The following is a 15,560-nucleotide window of genomic DNA, read 5'->3' as shown; positions in this document are numbered from 1 at the left end:
GACATGTAGACATTGGCGACTAAACGAGCAAGTGCCGTGTGGGAACGCGCGGTGAATCATGTTTAACGGGCGGCTTTGCAGCTATTCCGGCGCCCGTCTCCTCGGAAAACATCCATGTCGTTTTCGCCCACCGGAGACCGTTTTGCCGCGTTCCGGCATTCGTCCTACACGCGGTTCTTCTTCGCGCGCTTCCTGCTGTCCTTCTCGCAGCAGATCGTCAGCGTCGCCGTCGGCTGGCAGATGTACGACCAGACGGGCAAGGCGATCTATCTCGGCCTGATCGGACTTGTGCAGTTCCTGCCGTCGCTGCTGCTCATGCTCGTTACCGGTTCGGTGGCCGACCGGTACAATCGCCGGGCGATCGCGGCGCTCTGCTCGCTGGTGAGTGCGCTTTGCACGCTGGCGCTGCTTGTCATGACTGTTATGGGAACCTTCACGCCGCTGCCGGTTTTCGCGGTGCTTTTGATCTTCGGCATCGAACGCGCCTTCATGTCGCCGGCGGTGCAGTCTCTCGCCCCCAATCTCGTGCCGGAGCAGGATCTCTCCAATGCGATCGCCTGGAATTCGTCGTCCTGGCAGCTCGCCGCGATCACCGGTCCGGTGATCGGCGGTCTGCTCTACGGCGTCAGCGCGACGACCGCCTACACGGTGGCGGTGATCTTTTCGGTGCTCGGTGCGGCTCTCCTCTACATGATCCCGAAGCCGGAGCAGAAGACGACAGGCGAGACCAAGAGCTGGGCGATGATCCTCGGCGGCTTCAGTTTCATCCGCGCCGAAAGGGTCGTGCTCGGGGCGATCTCGCTCGATCTCTTTGCCGTGCTGCTCGGCGGTGCTACGGCACTGATGCCGATCTTCGCCCGCGATATCCTGACGCTCGGCCCCTGGGGGCTCGGACTGCTGCGCGCAGCACCGGGGCTTGGCGCCATCGTCATGGCGATCTTCCTTGCCGCCTATCCGCTCAAACACCGCGCCGGCATCTATATGTTCATCGGTGTTGCTCTGTTCGGTGTGGGAACCATCGTCTTCGGCATCTCGACCAACACCGAGGTCTCGATCGCGGCGCTGGCGCTGATGGGGGCGGCCGACATGGTGTCGGTCTATGTGCGCGAGAGCCTGATTGCGCTCTGGACGCCGGATCAGCTGCGCGGCCGCGTCAACGCGGTCAACATGGTCTTCGTCGGCGCTTCGAATGAACTCGGCGAATTCAGGGCGGGCACGATGGCGTCGATCTTCGGCGCGGTGCCTGCGGTTGTTATCGGCGGGATCGGGACTTTGGCGGTGGCAGCGATCTGGGCTTCGAGTTTCCCGAAATTGCGGCAGATCGATACGCTCGACGCGCCCAGCACATGAGATAGGGCGTGCCGCCGGAGGCGCAGCTCTCTATGCGGGAAGGGTGATCGGGGATGCGGCCTTTGCCGGCTTGCCTTCGAAGACGATATCGAGGAATTCGGTCAGCCAGGCTTTCAGCGGCGCGTCGAACAGCATGCGGCCTTCGAGATGTTCGCGGCCCTGCTGGGCGTTCGGCAGAATGAAACGGTGCGCGCCATGCACGACCCAGCGGTGCATCATCACCCGGGTCAGTTCGGCGTGGAACTGCAGGCCCCAGGCGTTGCCGTCATAGCGGAAGGCTTGGTTCGGGTAGGCATCGCCTTCGGCCAGCAGATCGGCACCGTGCGGTAGTTCGAAGCCTTCGCGGTGGAAATGATAGACCATCTTCGGCCAATGCATCAGCAGCCGGCCCTTCTCGGTCGGGTGCAGCGGATACCAGCCGATCTCCGTCGAGCCGTCCGCATTCGACTGCACCTTGCCGCCGAGATGACGCACCAGCATCTGTGCGCCGAGGCAGATCCCGAGATAGGGGCGTTTTTCCCGCAAGGGAATGTCGATCCAGCCGATCTCCTTCTTGACGAATTCCTCGGGGTCATTGGCGCTCATCGGCCCGCCGAAGACGACGACGCCGGCATGGTCTTCGAGCGTCGTCGGCAGCGGCTCGCCGAGAACCGGGCGGCGGATATCGAGACGGTAACCCTTTTCGACCAGCAATTGGCCGACACGGCCGGGGCTCGATCGCTCCTGGTGCAGGACGATGAGGATCGGGCGCCGGTCGCGGTTCGGATCTTGCTCAGTCGCTATCATCTTGCGCAACCCGGACATCCGTCACCCTGGCTGCTGCCTCCTGCCGCTTCTGGATGCGCTCGCGCGAGGAGACGCCGAGCAGATCGGCGATACGCCAGATCACATGGTCTTCCATTTCGCTGCGTTCGCCATCGGCATAGACGATGTCCCAGAGAATGCCGATCAACTCCAGCCGTTGCTCGGTATTGAGGTGGCGTTTCAGGTCGGCGGTGAAGCGATAATAATCGACGGCAGAACTTTCGGCCTCGAGGCCGGCGGCTATCAGAGCATCGAGCTGCTTGCCGTCGAGTGCATATTGCTCCTTCAACAGCTTGCGCAACCGCTTCTTCTCGCTGGCTTTGATCTGACCGTCGGCCTCCATCACCTGCATGCAAAGCGCTGCCACGGCGATGCGTGGATCGTCGGGGGCAAAGCCCTTCTTCGGGTGGTCGGCGGTGAGCTTCTGGAAGAATGCCTGAAAGCGTTCGAACATGCGGTTTTCGTTCCATTTCAGAAAAGGCGGAGCCGTGTCTTGGGTTCCGGTTCCCCCCTGGGATCGCGAACGCCGGGGTCATCCGGCAGGCCGCCAAAGAAAGGTTTCGCCTCGCTTGATGCGGGTGCCTTGTCGCCAACGGTCGGTTCGACCGGCTTCTGTTTTGCCGGTGCCACCGGCGCCGGTGTGGGACGCACCGCCTCGGCAATCGTCGCGGCGCGCTCCAGCTCGATGATGCGATGGTCGTTGACCGGGCTTTCCGGCCTGACGTCGCGCAGCGGCGGCAGCGTTTTCAAAGCGGTTTCGATCGAGGCGGGCGCCGAACCGTCTTCGAGCGGACCTTCGAGTTGGCCGAAGGGCGCCTTCCACTCGAAGGCGTCGAGGCGTCCGGTCACCGGTGACACCGGCAGCCATTTGTCGGAGACGAAACCATCCGCGACCCAGGCCGGATCGCGCGGCGCCTTCAGCGCCTGGGCGAGCCAGTGGCGAACGCGGCCCTGGTCGCCAGTCTCGGCTTCTTCGATGTCGGCCAGAAGCAGAAAGGCGGCTTCACGCGGCTGCATGCGGGCAGCCGCTTCCGCCTTGGCGCGGGCCTTGGCGAATTCCTGCGCGTCGAGTGCGGCCTGGGCGACGACGAGAAGGGATTCGACATTGTTCGGGCGCAGCCCTTCCAGCCGTTCGGCGCGCTTCAGCCGGTCGAGCGTGGAATCGCCGCTGCGGGCCCTGACATAGGCCTGGCCGATCTCGGGATGCGGGGCCGATTTCCATGCCTGCTCGAGGATCGAGGCGGCCTTGCGTACCCCGCCTTCGCGAAACAGCGCCTTTGCGGCAATGAGGGCTGCCGGAATGAAATCGGAGGCGAGCTTCAGCGCCTGCTGCGCGTCGTCGCGGGCGCCGGTCGGGTTGCCTTCCAGCTTCTCGCCGGCGCGCGCCGTCAGGAGGACCGCGTGCAAACGGTTGGCCTCGGCCTTTTCGACGACCCGGGCGGCCTTTTGCTGTTCGAGCAGGCGGATCGCATCGTCCCAGCGGCCGGCCTGGCTGCGATATTCCAGCGTCGCCTGTGCGGCCCAGGGCAGATAAGGCGCATTGTCGGCAGCCTTCTCGGCATATTGGCGGGCAGCCTCGTTGGCACCGAGCCGGCGGGCCTCCAGATAGAGGCCGCGCAGGCCGAGCTCGCGTGTCTCGGGATCGTTGGCCATCGCCTCGAACTTGGCGCGCGCCTCATCATAGCGGCCTTCGATCAGGGCGGCCTGGGCCTCGAGCAGGTTGATCAGCGGCTCCTGATCGGCGCGGATGAGACCCCGGGAACGGGCGGCCATCTTGCGGGCGAGCAGCGCATTGCCGGCGCCGGCGGCGATCAGGCCGGTCGACAGCGCCTGATAACCGCGGTCGCGCTTGCGGGCGCGGAAATAACGGGTCACCGAATGCGGCGAGGTCCAGACCAGGCGGATGAACCACCAGACGATCATGACGGTGGCGATCAGAGCGATGATCGCGCTGGCGGCGACGATCAGTTTCGTCTGATAGATCTGGCCCTCCCAGATCAGCGACAGGTCGCCGGGACGATCGGCAAGCCAGGAGAACCCATAGGCGAGAGCCAACACGAAGAGGGCGAAGGCGACAAGACGGATCAGCATGGTCTTATCCTTCCTTGCCGGTGCCGGAAACCGCTTTCGACAGCGCCCCGCCGACAACTTCCTCGACGCGGATGCGCGCTTCGAGCGATTGCTTGAAGGCGGCGGAAGCCTGCTTGCCTTGAGCCGGCAGCTTGTTCCATTCGGCGGAAGCGCCCGGCAGGTCACCGCTCTTCACCTTGTCCTCCATGCGGGCGGCGATGGCTTCGACGCTGTCGCCCTCGATATTGCCGACGGGACGGACTGATACCAGCGACTTGGCGCTCGACATCAGCCGGTCAGACCAGCTCTCATTCGGATCCGGCTGGTTGACGGCTTCGACGATCGCGGTGGCGACATCGGAAACCTGACGCATGAGTTCGGCGCGTGAGGGAATGCCGGTTTCGGCAAAGCCGCGCAGGTCGGCCACAGCTGGATCGTCGGGTGCGACCCCGGCGAAGGTATCGAGCTCGGCCAGGAACGGGCCGCCGCGATCGATCGCCGCCTTGAGGGCGGCTGCCGCGATCGCCTTGGCGACGGCGACATCCTCGCGCGGCTCGTTCAGCTTCTTTTCGGCCTCGTCGAGGCGCTTGGCGATATCGGCGCCGCTGCTCGTCTGCTGTTCCGATGACTGGGCAAGGGTCGACCGCAGCTGCTCGAGCTGACCGCTCAGCTCCACAATCTTCTGGTTAAGCGCCTCGACATTTGCCGAATCGGCCGGTGCGCCGGCGGTGGATGCCCCCGCCGTTGTTTCCAGCGCGGCGATGCGCTTTTCAAGCGCGCCGTCGTTCGTGGCCGGCGGGTTGGCCGCGAGATTGGCGACGGCCTGTTTCAGGCCGTCGATTTCGCCTGAGAGATCGGCGACATCAGGCGAGGTTGTCTGCGGCGCGGAGGAACCCGGGAGATAGCCGGCATATTGAATGGCGCCCGCGCCAAGCAGCGCCACGAGGCCGCCGAATATGCCGGAGGCGATGAGACCGGAGGTGACGGCGCGGCGCGGCTGTTCGGGAGGAGACGTGAAGGCAGGCTCCGGGGCTGCCGGCTCCTCCGGCACATCCGGGGCAGGCCGGTCCTCGTGGTCGGCTTGTGCGTGTTCGGCTTCTTCCTCGGCTCGTCCCTGTTCGAACTGCGGCGCAGCGTCGGTTTCGGGCGTCACGCCGGCATCGGCGGCGCTGTTGCCGGCGTCGCCGACATCATTCTCCACCGGCTTTTCGATATCGGCTGCAGAGGCGAAATCCTGTGCTTCGAGGTCGATCGTGACCGGCTCGTCGGCGCTCTTCGAATGGCGTGGCGGGTTTCCCGATACCATGAGGTCCTCTTTATCCTGCATTGCAACGAAACTAGACAGTGATGCCAATTAAGGGAAGAGGTTAGATCAAATTTGGGCGGCTAAAGCATTCAAAGCAGCGACAAAAGACTTTTCTCATCCGGCATCGGCGCAATCGCCGCGTTTTTTTTCAGAGCCGCCGGGATGGCCTCGGCCACCGCCTCGCTGAGGCAGAGAAGGCGGATTCCGCTTTCCTCCGGCAGGGCTGAGCGGAGTTCCGCTACGCCAAAAAAATCGTCGGCCGTCTGCCGGGAATAGAAGAGAACCGCATCCGGTCGGCCGCCCGCAAAAATCGCTTCGATCTCGGCCGGGCCGGGGGCAACCGGCTGCATGCGATAGCATTCTGCAATCGAAAAGCGGATGCCGCGTTGACGTAATCCTGCTTCGAAGGTTTCGGCGCGCGGCGTGCCGGCAAGGTAGAGCAAGTCGTCGGTTCCCCGCGCGGCGACGAGATCGGCGAGATCGCCGCCGTTACCCGACGAGGAGGCCACCGATCGAAACCCGAGGCTGCGGGCTGCTTCCGCCGTCATCTCCCCGACCGCGAAAAGCCGGCGAGCAAGATGCGGACGAAGTGTCTCACCGAGAGAGAAAATGACCTTGACGGCTTCCGCACTGGTCACTGCGATTGCGCCGCTGGTTCTTGCAAGCGCGGCTGCGGCTGCGGCGCTGTCATGCACCGGCCGACGCAGCGGCAGCAGCAGCGGCTCGTGGCCCATATCGCGCAGACGTTGTGCGGTTTTCGTCGCCGAATGCGCGGGGCGGGTGACGAGCACGCGCATGGCCGCTTCAGTGCCAGTCGTCGAAGAAGGCGCTGCCGGCTCTGGCGCGCACGTCCTGGCCGGCGCGGGTGCCGAGTGCGGCCGCATCGCGGCGGTGGCCGTCGGTCGTCACCGCATGCTGGCTGCGGCCGTCGGGGGTAATAATGAGGCCGGAGAAGCGGATCAGATCACCTTCGCAGACGGCATAACCGCCGATCGGCGTCCGGCAGGAACCGTCGAGCGCGGCGAGGAAGGCGCGTTCGCAGGAGACGGCGTCGAAGGTTGCGGCATCATTGACCGGCGCCAACAGATCGTCGATCCCTGTATCGCCGATGCGGCTTTCGATGCAGATCGCCCCCTGCGCCGGCGCCGGCGGGAAGGTGTCGGGGTCGAGGATATCGGTGATCACCTCGACCTTGCCGAGGCGTTTCAGGCCGGCAAGCGCCAAAAGGGTCGCATCCACCTGGCCCTCTTCGAGCTTGCGCAGCCGCGTTTCCACCAGGCCGCGGAAGGTGACGACGTTAATGTCAGGCCGCATGCGGCGGATTAGCGCCTGGCGGCGGAGCGATGAGGAGCCGACGGTGGCGCCATGCGGCAGGTCGATCAATTTGCGGGCGGTCCGGCCGATGACGGCGTCGCGGATATCTTCGCGCGGCAGGTAGGCGGAGAGATGGAGGCCCTCGGGTAGCTTCGTCGGCATGTCTTTGGCGGAATGCACGGCGAAATCAAGCTCGCCTGATGCAAGCTTCTGTTCAAGTTCCTCGGTGAACAGGCCCTTGCCGCCGATCTCGGCGAGCGAGCGGTCGGTGATGCGGTCGCCCTTGGTCGTCAGCACGACGATCTCGAACATTTCCTCAGGCAGATGATGCGCCGCCATCAGCCTGTCGCGGGCCTCATGCGCCTGGGCAAGCGCCAGCGGGCTGCCCCGCGTGCCGATCCGGAAAGGTTTTGTTTGCATCCGCTCAGTTCCGTTGTTACCGGAGTTCTCGTAAACGGGTTTCCATCCCATCGCAATCAACGAACAGGCCTCATGGTTCCCTTTCTGCGCATCCTTGGCATCGAAACGAGCTGCGACGAGACCGCGGCCGCCGTCGTCGAGCGCGATGCGGAGGGGCATTCCAAGGTGCTGTCCGACGTGGTGCTGTCCCAGCTCGATGAACATAGCGCCTATGGCGGCGTGGTGCCGGAGATTGCGGCGCGCGCCCATGTCGAGGCGCTGGACGAGCTGATCGAGGAGGCGCTGCAGCGCGCCAATGTGTCGCTCAACGAGGTGGACGCCATTGCCGCCACATCCGGGCCGGGGCTGATCGGCGGGCTGCTGGTGGGATTGATGACCGGCAAGGCGATCGCTAAGGCCGCCGGCAAGCCGCTCTATGCGGTCAACCATCTCGAAGGTCATGCGCTGACGGCGCGGCTGACGGACGGGCTCTCCTTTCCCTATTTGATGCTGCTCGTCTCCGGCGGCCATACCCAGCTCATTCTGGTGCGCGGCGTCGGAGAGTATGAACGCTGGGGCACGACGATCGACGATGCGCTCGGCGAGGCTTTCGACAAGACGGCAAAGCTGCTCGGTCTGCCCTATCCCGGCGGTCCGGCGGTGGAGCGGATGGCGCGGGACGGCAATGCCGACCGCTTCGCGTTTCCGCGGCCACTGGTCGGCGAGGCGCGGCTCGACTTCTCCTTCTCCGGCTTGAAGACGGCGGTGCGGCAGGCGGCGCAGGATATCGCGCCGCTCAGCGATCAGGATGTGGCGGATATCTGCGCCTCGTTCCAGAAGGCGGTTTCGCGCACGCTGAAGGACCGCATCGGCCGTGGTCTGCAGCGGTTCAAGACGGAATTTGCCGCGACATTTCCGGCGACTGGCGAAAAGCCGGCTCTCGTCGTTGCCGGCGGTGTCGCCGCCAATCTCGAACTGCGCGGCACGCTGCAGGCGCTATGCGACAAGAACGGCTTCCGCTTCATCGCGCCGCCGCTGCACCTCTGCACCGACAATGCGGTGATGATCGCCTGGGCGGGACTGGAGCGGATGGCCACCGGCGTCGCGCCTGATCCGCTCGACGTCCAGCCGCGCTCGCGCTGGCCGCTCGACGACAATGCGAAAACGCTGATCGGTTTCGGAAAGAGAGGGGCCAAGGCATGAGCGAAAACATCGCCGTCGTCGGGTCGGGGGCTTTCGGAACGGCGCTCGCCGCCGTCATCGCCCTTGCCGGCCGCAGCGCGGTGACGCTTGTCGGGCGCAATCCGTCGCTGATCGCCGACCTCAAGGCCGAACGGCTGCATGATGCGGCGCTGCCCGGCATTCTGCTGCCCGATACGCTGGAATTTGCCGCCGAGGCGGATGCGATTGCCGGTGCCTCCATCGTGCTTTTTGCGATGCCGTCGCAGGCGCAGGCCGATGCGGCCCGACAATATGGCCCTTATCTTTCAAAGGATGCCATTGTCGTCACCTGTGCCAAGGGCATCGAACGGGCGACCGGCAATCTTTTGACCGACATGCTGGAACGGGAGCTGCCGGACCATGCCGTCGCCGTGCTCTCCGGCCCGGGTTTTGCCGCCGATATCGCCAAGGGCCTGCCGACGGCGATGGCGATCGCGGCTAGTGACATCGAGACCGCGGAGCGGCTCGCCCAGGCGATATCAGGCCGAACCTTCCGGCTTTATGCCTCCAACGACCGCATCGGCGTGCAGCTCGGCGGCGCGCTGAAGAACGTGCTGGCGATTGCCTGCGGCATCGTCGAAGGCGGCGGCATCGGCGATTCCGCCCGTGCGGCGCTGATTGCGCGCGGGCTTGCGGAAATGTCGCGTTTCGTCGTCGCCAAGGGCGGACAGGCCGATACGGTGCGCGGGCTTTCCGGCCTCGGCGACCTGGTGCTGACGGCAACCAGCCATCAATCGCGAAACCTGCGCTTCGGCATTGCGCTCGGGCGCGGCGAAGAGGCCGACCCGCTGCAGGGCGCGCTGGTGGAAGGCGCGCTTGCCGCCTCCGTCGCCTCGCGGCTTGCGGCCGAGCTTGGGATAAGCATGCCGATTACCGATGCCATTTCCGCCATCATCGACGGCAAGCTCGATATATCAGAGGCGATCGAGCAGCTGATGACGCGCCCGATCACCACCGAATAGGAGAATAGACATGCTTTTCGCCCTTCTCTGCAAAGACAAGCCGGGACATCTGAACGTGCGCATGGAAACACGGCCGACGCATCTTGAGTATCTGAACGGGCTGAACGCCGAGGGCACATTGAAGATCGCCGGCCCGTTTCTCGATGATGAGGGCAAGGCCTGCGGCAGCCTGATCATCGTCGAAGCTGCGACAAAGGAGGCGGCGCGCTCGCTCGCCGATGCCGATCCTTACGCCAAAGCCGGGCTGTTCGAAAGCGTCGAGGTCAAGGCCTACAACTGGGTCTTCAACAAACCGGAAGCATAAGCATGGCGCACTGGCTCTATAAATCCGAACCCGCCTCGTGGTCCTGGGAGCAGCAGAAAGCTGCCGGCGAAAAGGGCACGGAATGGACCGGCGTCCGCAATTATCTGGCGCGCAACAACATGCGGGCGATGCAGATCGGCGACAAGGGTTTCTTCTACCATTCCAATGACGGGCTGGAGATCGTCGGGATCGTCGAAGTCTGCGCCCTGTCGCAGCCCGATTCCACCGCCAAGGGCGACCCGAAGTGGGATTGCGTCCACATCCGCGCCGTCATGGACATGCCGAAGCCGGTGACGCTGAAGGACGTCAAGGCGAGCGAGAAGCTCGCCAAGATGTCGCTCGTTACCTCCATGCGCCTCTCGGTGCAGCCGGTGACGGATGAGGAATGGGCCGAAGTCTGCCGTATGGGCGGGCTGGACGAACCGCCGCGGTGAAAACCGATCCGCAAGCCTTCATCCGCGCCCATACCAGCGTGATGGCGCCGCCGCATGTGCCGGAGATTTCGCTTCATCTGGCAAGCGAAGCGCATGAACTCTGGCTGAAGACGGAGGAGGAGCTGGAGGCGATCGGCCTGCCGCCGCCCTTCTGGGCTTTCGCCTGGGCGGGCGGCCAGGGACTGGCGCGCTACGTCCTCGATCATCCGGAGATGGTGCGCGGCAAGCGCGTGCTGGATTTCGCCAGCGGCTCCGGCCTCGTCGGCATTGCAGCTGTCATGGCCGGCGCCCGCGAGGTCACCGCCGCCGATATCGATCCCTGGGCGGAGACGGCCGTCCGGCTGAATGCCGAGGTCAATGGCGTTCTCCTGGGATTTACCGGCACCGACCTGATCGGGCAGGCGATTGATGCGGATATCGTGCTTGCCGGCGACGTCTTCTATGATCGCGCTTTTGCCGACGCGCTCATTCCCTGGTTCCTGAGGCTGGTGGCGGACGGTACGCCGGTGCTGGTCGGCGATCCCGGCCGCAGCTACCTTCCTCGGGATCGGCTGGAATCCTGCGCGGTTTACGAGGTACCGGTCACGCGGGCACTGGAGGATAGCGAAATCAAGAAGACGACAGTGTGGCGCTTCGCTACCTAGGTTGGATCGACATTCAAGATTAGATCATTCGCGATCGCCCGGAGCGGACCATGTTATGTCAGCCGGCGATCAAGGCGGCTTCATAGACCATCGTCGCGGCGGCAAGATCAGCCAAGGCCGTTCCGACTGTCTTGTAGAGCGTGATCTCATCGTTGGACGTCCGGGCTGGAATATCCCGGCGGCACAGCTCGTCAAGTGTCGCACGCACCGCATCTGCAGAAATGACGCCGGCCCTGATCGGCTGAACCAGATCGCCTGCTTCGTGAAGGGCTTCGTGAGTGTCGATATAAATCGAGGAGCGCCGAAGCGCTTCGTCATCGGCCTCGCGCATCGCCGGGGTGAAGCCGCCGATCAGATCGACATGGGTGCCCGGCCTCAGCCATTCGCCGTGGATAAGCGGAGCGGTCGCCAGCGTTGCCGCGCTGACGATATCGGCTTGCCGTACCGCGGCTTCCAAATTCGCGACGGCAGCAGCCCGGAGTCCCCGTTGGCGGAGGCTCTGCGCCAACCGTTCCGCGCTGGCGGGATCGATATCCCAGATGTCGACTTGCGCGATCGGCCGGACGGCGCGGTAGGTATCGGGTATCAGGCTCGCGACGCGACCTGCGCCGACCACCAGCAGACGGCGCGCGTCCGTTCGGGCAAGATAGTCCGCAGCAAGGGCCGATGCCGCTACCGTTCGGCGCGCCGTGATCGTGTTTCCGTCAAGCAGCGCAAGCTGCATCCCGGTCCGGCTATCATAGAGGATGTAAGTCGAGGTTAAGCCGGGAATGCCGCGCATCGTGTTACCGGGAAAGACGGTAACGATCTTGATGCCAAGGTAGCGCTCCGATCGCTGCTTTTCATGCCAGGCCGGCATCAAAAGCAGCGTCGCATCCGGCTCGCCGCTATTGGTTATCGTGTGGTGATGACGCACCGGCACAACACAGCCTTCGGCAAATGCTTGCCGCAAGGTCGCGACCAGCGCGCCGAAAGGTAGAAGCTCGGCCGTTGTGCTGGCATCGAGAATGCGGATTTGTGTGTCGGTCATGGAAGCGATCTCTCAGTAAGTTCTGACTGCTGGATAAAGCGAGTTCTGGGTGATTGAACGAGAGCCGGGTCGGCGCTGCACGGCGCACCGGCTTTTCAGCCGGCATCGACCTTTTGGACACGCCGTTGCGATCGGAATGCTGAGCAACTCGGCACCGCTCAGCCAAATGCTGCTTTCTTCTCCAGAACTCTGGCGTATTGCGTCAGCGGATAACACAGGGCGAAGAAGATCAGCGCGACGAGACCGTAGACCTTGAAAGGTTCGAAGGTCGCATTGTTGATGGCGTTCGCGGTTTTCAGCAGTTCTTCGAAGCCCAGGATCGAGGCCAGTGCGGTGCTCTTGATCAACTGGACCAAGAACCCGACGGTCGGCGCGCGCGTGATCCGGAAGGCCTGCGGCAGGATGATAAGGCGAAGTTCAAGGAGACGGTGCAAGCCCAGGCTGGCTGCGGCGTCCCATTGCCCGCGCGGCACCGCCTCGACGCCGCTCCGCCAGATTTCGGCAAGATAGGCGCTAGCGTAAAACGTCAGGCCGCAGACGGCGGCGGTCCATGACTCGATCCGGAAACCGAGCATCGGCAGGCCGAAGAACATCAAAAAGAGCTGCATGAGAAGCGGCGTTCCCTGAAACAGGGCAATGTAGCCGGACGCGAAGCTGCGCGGCCAGCGCGTTTTCGATATCCGTGCAGAGAGGATCGCCAGACCAACGATGGCGCCGCCGGCAAAGGCTGCGAGCGAAAGCAGCAGGGTCCAGCGTGTCGCGAAGACGAGATTGCGCAGTATGTCCCAGAACGTGAACTCAATCATGCCAGGCCAGCTCCCAGAAAACGACGTTTCCCGGCGAAAAGGAGCCGGCGAAGTGCGGCGGACATCGAAAGGTAGATCAACGTTGCCACCAGATAGGTCTCGAAGGAGCGGAAGGTGCGCGACTGAAGCAGATCGGCCTCCTGCGCCAGCTCGCGGACGGATATCTGCGAAACAACCGCCGATTCCAGCATCATGATGATGATCTGGCTTGTCAGCGCCGGAAAAATGATGGCGAGGGCTTGCGGCAGGACGATTTTGAAGAACACCAGCCGAGGCCTGAGGCCGAGTGCCTGTGCCGCCTCTTTCTGGCCTCTCGGTATGGCATCGAGCCCGGCCCCAACCACCTCCATCGTGTAGGCCGCCATGTTGAGGGTCATGGCAAGAACGGCGGCAGAGATCGGATCAAGGCGAATGCCGAGGCTAGGCAAGCCAAAGAAGATAAAGAACAGCTGCACCAGGAATGGCGTATTGCGCATGACTTCCACGTACAGGCCGACGGCCTTGCGCAACCATGGATAAGGTCCCCGGCGCGCGGCCGCGCCGAGAACGCTGAGAACGATCCCGAGGACAGATGTGGAGGCCGTCAGTGCAAGTGTCGTGCCTGCGCCGTAGGCCAGAGCTCCCATTCCGTCCCAAAGCCAATTGAAATCGAGGCTGTATCTCATCGCTTGTCCTCTGGAGCCGGATGACCTGAGCGGCGCTGGTCCGAAATCTGGATCCGCCTCTCAACCTAAGAATTGGAGCATGATGCCACCGGAATCGCTTGCGGTTTTCGACATCATGCTCGGTGAGCGGGAGACCCGCCTCGTCAATCCTTCAGGTTTTCGGGATTGAGCGGTGCTTTCAGCCAGCTCTTCGAACTTGCGTCGAGTGAACCATCGGCGATCATTGCGGCGACGCTGTCATTGATAGCCTTCTTCAGGCCGTCCTCGCCCTTGCGGAGTGCGATGTGCGAGGGGGAACTGAGGAGCTGGAACTTCTGCTCCGGCTTAAGCTCGTCCTGTCGCGCCAGAACCTGCGCGCCGACATCGTTTCCGACGACCATCAGCTGCGTCTGGCCGGATACGAAGGCCTGGATGACTGAATTGTAGTTCTCGAAACGCTGGATCGCGGCCGAGCCCGGGGCGGCGGCGGTCAGCGACGTGTCTTCTAGCGTCCCACGATTGACGGCAACGGTCTTGTCGGCAAGGTCTTCCTTGCCGCTGACCTTCAGGGCTGCCGGACCGATGACGGCGATATAGTAGGGGGCGTACGGGGCGGCATAATCGATAACCTCGGCGCGCTCCTTCGAATAGCCGACGCTCATCAGCAGGTCGACGCGGTCGTCGTTCAGGTAGGCGATCCTGTTCTGGCCAGTAACGCTAACCAGATTGAGTTTCACGCCGAGCCCGTCGGCGATCTTCTGGGCGACGTCGACGTCATAGCCCTTGATGCTCATATCGGCGCTTGCCGAAGAGAAGGGCGGGAAATCGGAGAAGATGCCGATGTTGATCTCGCCTGCGGCTTTGATATCGGCAAGTTCGTCGGCCTGCGCGGCCCCTGCCAGGATGCCGAACACGGCAATTGCCGCAGTGGCGGTGTAGCGCAATTTCATAAGAGCAGTCATGTCGTTCCCCTTTTTGAGACGTGTTATGCGACAGGTGATGGATGGCAGCGGGCACGAGGCGCGCTGCCGTTGTGGATCTGGTTCTCAGGTCAGCTTCGTCCTGACCGCGGGACTGAACATCGCGAGGCACAGGAGTTCGAACAACACCTGCGCGGCGATCTGCGCGGTGTTGGTGGTGTTGTCGTATTGCGGTGCGATTTCGACGACGTCGCCGCCGATAAAGTTGATGCCTTTGAAGCCGCGCAGCAGGGTCAGGGCCTCCCTCGGCTGAAGCCCGCCCACCTCCGGCGTGCCGGTTCCCGGAGCGAAAGCCGGATCGAGGCAGTCCACGTCGAAACTGAGATAGGTTGGACCGGCGCCGACAACCTCCAGAGCCTTTGCGATCACGGCCTTGAGACCCATCTCTGCCACCTCTTCCGCGTGGATGACAGTCATGCCGGAGGCAAAGGAGAACTCCCAAAGATATTCGCCGCCGCCGCGGATGCCGATCTGGATCGTCCGCTTCGGATCGAGCACACCCGCCAGGACAGCCTCGCGGAAGGGCGCGCCGTGGTGGAACTTGGAGCCCTCATAGGGACCTGCGGTGTCGCAATGAGCGTCGATGTGGATCATGCCTACCGGCTGGCTGGCCGCCAGGCCCTTGAGAATGGCGCCGGAGATCGAATGGTCGCCGCCGACCGATAGCGGGATGACCCCGGTTGCCGCGATCATCCGGTAGCAAGCCTCGATATCGGCATGGCATTCGGCCAGGCCGAACCGGCTGCGCATCGGCACGTCGCCGACATCGGCGACTTTTAGCCCTCCCATCGGGGCGACACGCAGAACATGCTCGTAGGGGCCGACACGCTCGATCGCTCGGACAGCCCGCGGCCCCAGCCGCGCGCCGGCGCGATTGGTGACGCCGAGGTCCATCGGCACGCCGATCAGAGCCACGTCGAGCGCCTCAAGCACCTCGGGCCGCAAGCCGTTCTCGATGAAGCGGGCATCCAGAAAGGTCGCGGGATCGGCGAAGGGCCATTTGCGGCTATCGCCGTCCTTGAATACGCTCGCCGCCACGGCGCGGAAGTGAGGGTCTTCCATCTCCCCGCCTGCAGCGCTGCCGAAGCGCTTTCTCAAGTCTTCCAGAAAATCCCGGTCAATGGTCAAGGCAGGCTCCCACGGTAGTGATACTGCCGTCATCATCGGCGCCGCCCGCTTCCGTTGGAACCGCGAAAATTCGAGAGGGGATATAACGAATATTGATAGCCTGGATCCGCCGAAGCTCCGCGATGCGGGAGGCGGGTTCATCGGGATAATCAGAAAACTTTATA

Annotated in this window: 17 protein-coding genes; 6 read left to right on the top strand and 11 right to left on the bottom strand. The window is 63.7% G+C overall.

All coding sequences use genetic code 11. The annotated features are described in order from the left end of the window. Positions 1-114: 114 nt before the first annotated feature. Positions 115-1,350: an MFS transporter gene (locus tag RLEG4DRAFT_RS31455; RefSeq protein WP_003582855.1), complete on the top strand. Its 1,236-nt coding sequence runs from the start codon at positions 115-117 to the stop codon at positions 1,348-1,350. 30 nt (positions 1,351-1,380) lie between these two features. On the opposite strand, the gene RLEG4DRAFT_RS31450 is transcribed toward RLEG4DRAFT_RS31455, so the two are convergent. The 6 genes from RLEG4DRAFT_RS31450 to hemC form a co-directional block, all read right to left on the bottom strand. After that, on the bottom strand, positions 1,381-2,154 hold the full coding sequence (locus tag RLEG4DRAFT_RS31450; protein WP_003582853.1) for a glutamine amidotransferase: 774 nt from the start codon (positions 2,152-2,154) through the stop codon (positions 1,381-1,383). Further along, positions 2,123-2,608, bottom strand: a complete 486-nt coding sequence (locus tag RLEG4DRAFT_RS31445; RefSeq protein ID WP_003582851.1) for a TerB family tellurite resistance protein — start codon at positions 2,606-2,608, stop codon at positions 2,123-2,125. Before RLEG4DRAFT_RS31445 ends, RLEG4DRAFT_RS31450 begins: the two co-directional genes overlap by 32 nt. Positions 2,609-2,625: 17 nt before the next feature. After that, positions 2,626-4,245, bottom strand: a complete 1,620-nt coding sequence (locus tag RLEG4DRAFT_RS31440; protein WP_003582848.1) for a heme biosynthesis protein HemY — start codon at positions 4,243-4,245, stop codon at positions 2,626-2,628. Positions 4,246-4,249: 4 nt separating this feature from the next. Then, entirely contained in the window at positions 4,250-5,551 is a 1,302-nt protein-coding gene (locus RLEG4DRAFT_RS31435; protein WP_171898249.1) for a COG4223 family protein, read from the bottom strand. Between the two features lie 68 nt (positions 5,552-5,619). Further along, positions 5,620-6,327, bottom strand: coding sequence for a uroporphyrinogen-III synthase (locus RLEG4DRAFT_RS31430; protein ID WP_003582846.1), 708 nt, complete (start codon positions 6,325-6,327; stop codon positions 5,620-5,622). Between the two features lie 7 nt (positions 6,328-6,334). Next, the gene (gene hemC, locus RLEG4DRAFT_RS31425; RefSeq protein ID WP_037094422.1) at positions 6,335-7,264 is read right to left on the bottom strand and encodes a hydroxymethylbilane synthase; all 930 of its coding nucleotides are present in this window, start codon (positions 7,262-7,264) and stop codon (positions 6,335-6,337) included. Between the two features lie 72 nt (positions 7,265-7,336). On the opposite strand from hemC, the gene tsaD reads away from it, so the two are divergent. Genes tsaD through RLEG4DRAFT_RS31400 form a run of 5 tightly spaced genes read left to right on the top strand, consistent with a single transcriptional unit; the run spans position 7,337 to position 10,808 of the window. Further along, the gene (gene tsaD / locus RLEG4DRAFT_RS31420; protein WP_003582844.1) at positions 7,337-8,446 is read left to right on the top strand and encodes a tRNA (adenosine(37)-N6)-threonylcarbamoyltransferase complex transferase subunit TsaD; all 1,110 of its coding nucleotides are present in this window, start codon (positions 7,337-7,339) and stop codon (positions 8,444-8,446) included. Next, positions 8,443-9,426, top strand: a complete 984-nt coding sequence (locus RLEG4DRAFT_RS31415) for an NAD(P)H-dependent glycerol-3-phosphate dehydrogenase (protein WP_003582843.1) — start codon at positions 8,443-8,445, stop codon at positions 9,424-9,426. Before tsaD ends, RLEG4DRAFT_RS31415 begins: the two co-directional genes overlap by 4 nt. A 10-nt stretch (positions 9,427-9,436) precedes the next feature. Then, the gene (locus RLEG4DRAFT_RS31410) at positions 9,437-9,730 is read left to right on the top strand and encodes a YciI-like protein (protein WP_003582842.1); all 294 of its coding nucleotides are present in this window, start codon (positions 9,437-9,439) and stop codon (positions 9,728-9,730) included. A 2-nt stretch (positions 9,731-9,732) separates the two neighbouring features. Next, positions 9,733-10,164, top strand: coding sequence for an EVE domain-containing protein (locus RLEG4DRAFT_RS31405; protein ID WP_003582840.1), 432 nt, complete (start codon positions 9,733-9,735; stop codon positions 10,162-10,164). After that, entirely contained in the window at positions 10,161-10,808 is a 648-nt protein-coding gene (locus RLEG4DRAFT_RS31400) for a class I SAM-dependent methyltransferase (protein WP_037094419.1), read from the top strand. The genes RLEG4DRAFT_RS31405 and RLEG4DRAFT_RS31400 overlap by 4 nt, the downstream gene beginning before the upstream one ends. Positions 10,809-10,866: 58 nt before the next feature. Here the strand turns inward: RLEG4DRAFT_RS31400 and RLEG4DRAFT_RS31395 are convergent, their stop codons facing one another. From RLEG4DRAFT_RS31395 to speB, 5 genes are all read right to left on the bottom strand, one after another. Further along, a complete protein-coding gene (locus RLEG4DRAFT_RS31395) occupies positions 10,867-11,838 on the bottom strand; it encodes an ornithine cyclodeaminase family protein (protein ID WP_003582836.1) in 972 nt (323 codons plus the stop codon). A 158-nt stretch (positions 11,839-11,996) separates the two neighbouring features. Continuing rightward, complete coding sequence (locus RLEG4DRAFT_RS31390; RefSeq protein ID WP_003582835.1) at positions 11,997-12,644, bottom strand: amino acid ABC transporter permease; 648 nt, start codon at positions 12,642-12,644, stop codon at positions 11,997-11,999. Next, entirely contained in the window at positions 12,641-13,309 is a 669-nt protein-coding gene (locus RLEG4DRAFT_RS31385) for an amino acid ABC transporter permease (RefSeq protein WP_003582834.1), read from the bottom strand. Before RLEG4DRAFT_RS31385 ends, RLEG4DRAFT_RS31390 begins: the two co-directional genes overlap by 4 nt. 143 nt (positions 13,310-13,452) lie before the next feature. Then, positions 13,453-14,250 carry a transporter substrate-binding domain-containing protein gene (locus tag RLEG4DRAFT_RS31380; protein WP_003582832.1) on the bottom strand — a complete coding sequence of 266 codons (798 nt, stop codon included), beginning with the start codon at positions 14,248-14,250 and terminating at the stop codon, positions 13,453-13,455. An 84-nt stretch (positions 14,251-14,334) separates the two neighbouring features. Next, positions 14,335-15,396 carry an agmatinase gene (gene speB / locus RLEG4DRAFT_RS31375; protein ID WP_037094416.1) on the bottom strand — a complete coding sequence of 354 codons (1,062 nt, stop codon included), beginning with the start codon at positions 15,394-15,396 and terminating at the stop codon, positions 14,335-14,337. Positions 15,397-15,560 lie beyond the last annotated feature (164 nt).

Source organism: Rhizobium leguminosarum bv. trifolii WSM2297, assembly GCF_000271845.1.
Note: the sequence above shows the minus strand (reverse complement) of the source record. Positions and strands in the feature narration are given on the sequence as shown.

Excerpts from the sequence above, each read along its gene's own strand:
- hemC (WP_037094422.1), bottom strand. The coding sequence starts at position 7,264 with ATGCAAACAAAACCTTTCCGGATCGGCACGCGGGGCAGCCCGCTGGCG.
- RLEG4DRAFT_RS31455 (WP_003582855.1), top strand. The coding sequence starts at position 115 with ATGTCGTTTTCGCCCACCGGAGACCGTTTTGCCGCGTTCCGGCATTCG.
- RLEG4DRAFT_RS31430 (WP_003582846.1), bottom strand. The coding sequence starts at position 6,327 with ATGCGCGTGCTCGTCACCCGCCCCGCGCATTCGGCGACGAAAACCGCA.
- RLEG4DRAFT_RS31385 (WP_003582834.1), bottom strand. The coding sequence starts at position 13,309 with ATGAGATACAGCCTCGATTTCAATTGGCTTTGGGACGGAATGGGAGCT.
- RLEG4DRAFT_RS31415 (WP_003582843.1), top strand. The coding sequence starts at position 8,443 with ATGAGCGAAAACATCGCCGTCGTCGGGTCGGGGGCTTTCGGAACGGCG.
- RLEG4DRAFT_RS31405 (WP_003582840.1), top strand. The coding sequence starts at position 9,733 with ATGGCGCACTGGCTCTATAAATCCGAACCCGCCTCGTGGTCCTGGGAG.
- RLEG4DRAFT_RS31435 (WP_171898249.1), bottom strand. The coding sequence starts at position 5,551 with ATGCAGGATAAAGAGGACCTCATGGTATCGGGAAACCCGCCACGCCAT.
- RLEG4DRAFT_RS31440 (WP_003582848.1), bottom strand. The coding sequence starts at position 4,245 with ATGCTGATCCGTCTTGTCGCCTTCGCCCTCTTCGTGTTGGCTCTCGCC.
- RLEG4DRAFT_RS31445 (WP_003582851.1), bottom strand. The coding sequence starts at position 2,608 with ATGTTCGAACGCTTTCAGGCATTCTTCCAGAAGCTCACCGCCGACCAC.
- RLEG4DRAFT_RS31410 (WP_003582842.1), top strand. The coding sequence starts at position 9,437 with ATGCTTTTCGCCCTTCTCTGCAAAGACAAGCCGGGACATCTGAACGTG.
- RLEG4DRAFT_RS31450 (WP_003582853.1), bottom strand. The coding sequence starts at position 2,154 with ATGTCCGGGTTGCGCAAGATGATAGCGACTGAGCAAGATCCGAACCGC.
- RLEG4DRAFT_RS31390 (WP_003582835.1), bottom strand. The coding sequence starts at position 12,644 with ATGATTGAGTTCACGTTCTGGGACATACTGCGCAATCTCGTCTTCGCG.
- RLEG4DRAFT_RS31395 (WP_003582836.1), bottom strand. The coding sequence starts at position 11,838 with ATGACCGACACACAAATCCGCATTCTCGATGCCAGCACAACGGCCGAG.
- tsaD (WP_003582844.1), top strand. The coding sequence starts at position 7,337 with ATGGTTCCCTTTCTGCGCATCCTTGGCATCGAAACGAGCTGCGACGAG.
- RLEG4DRAFT_RS31380 (WP_003582832.1), bottom strand. The coding sequence starts at position 14,250 with ATGACTGCTCTTATGAAATTGCGCTACACCGCCACTGCGGCAATTGCC.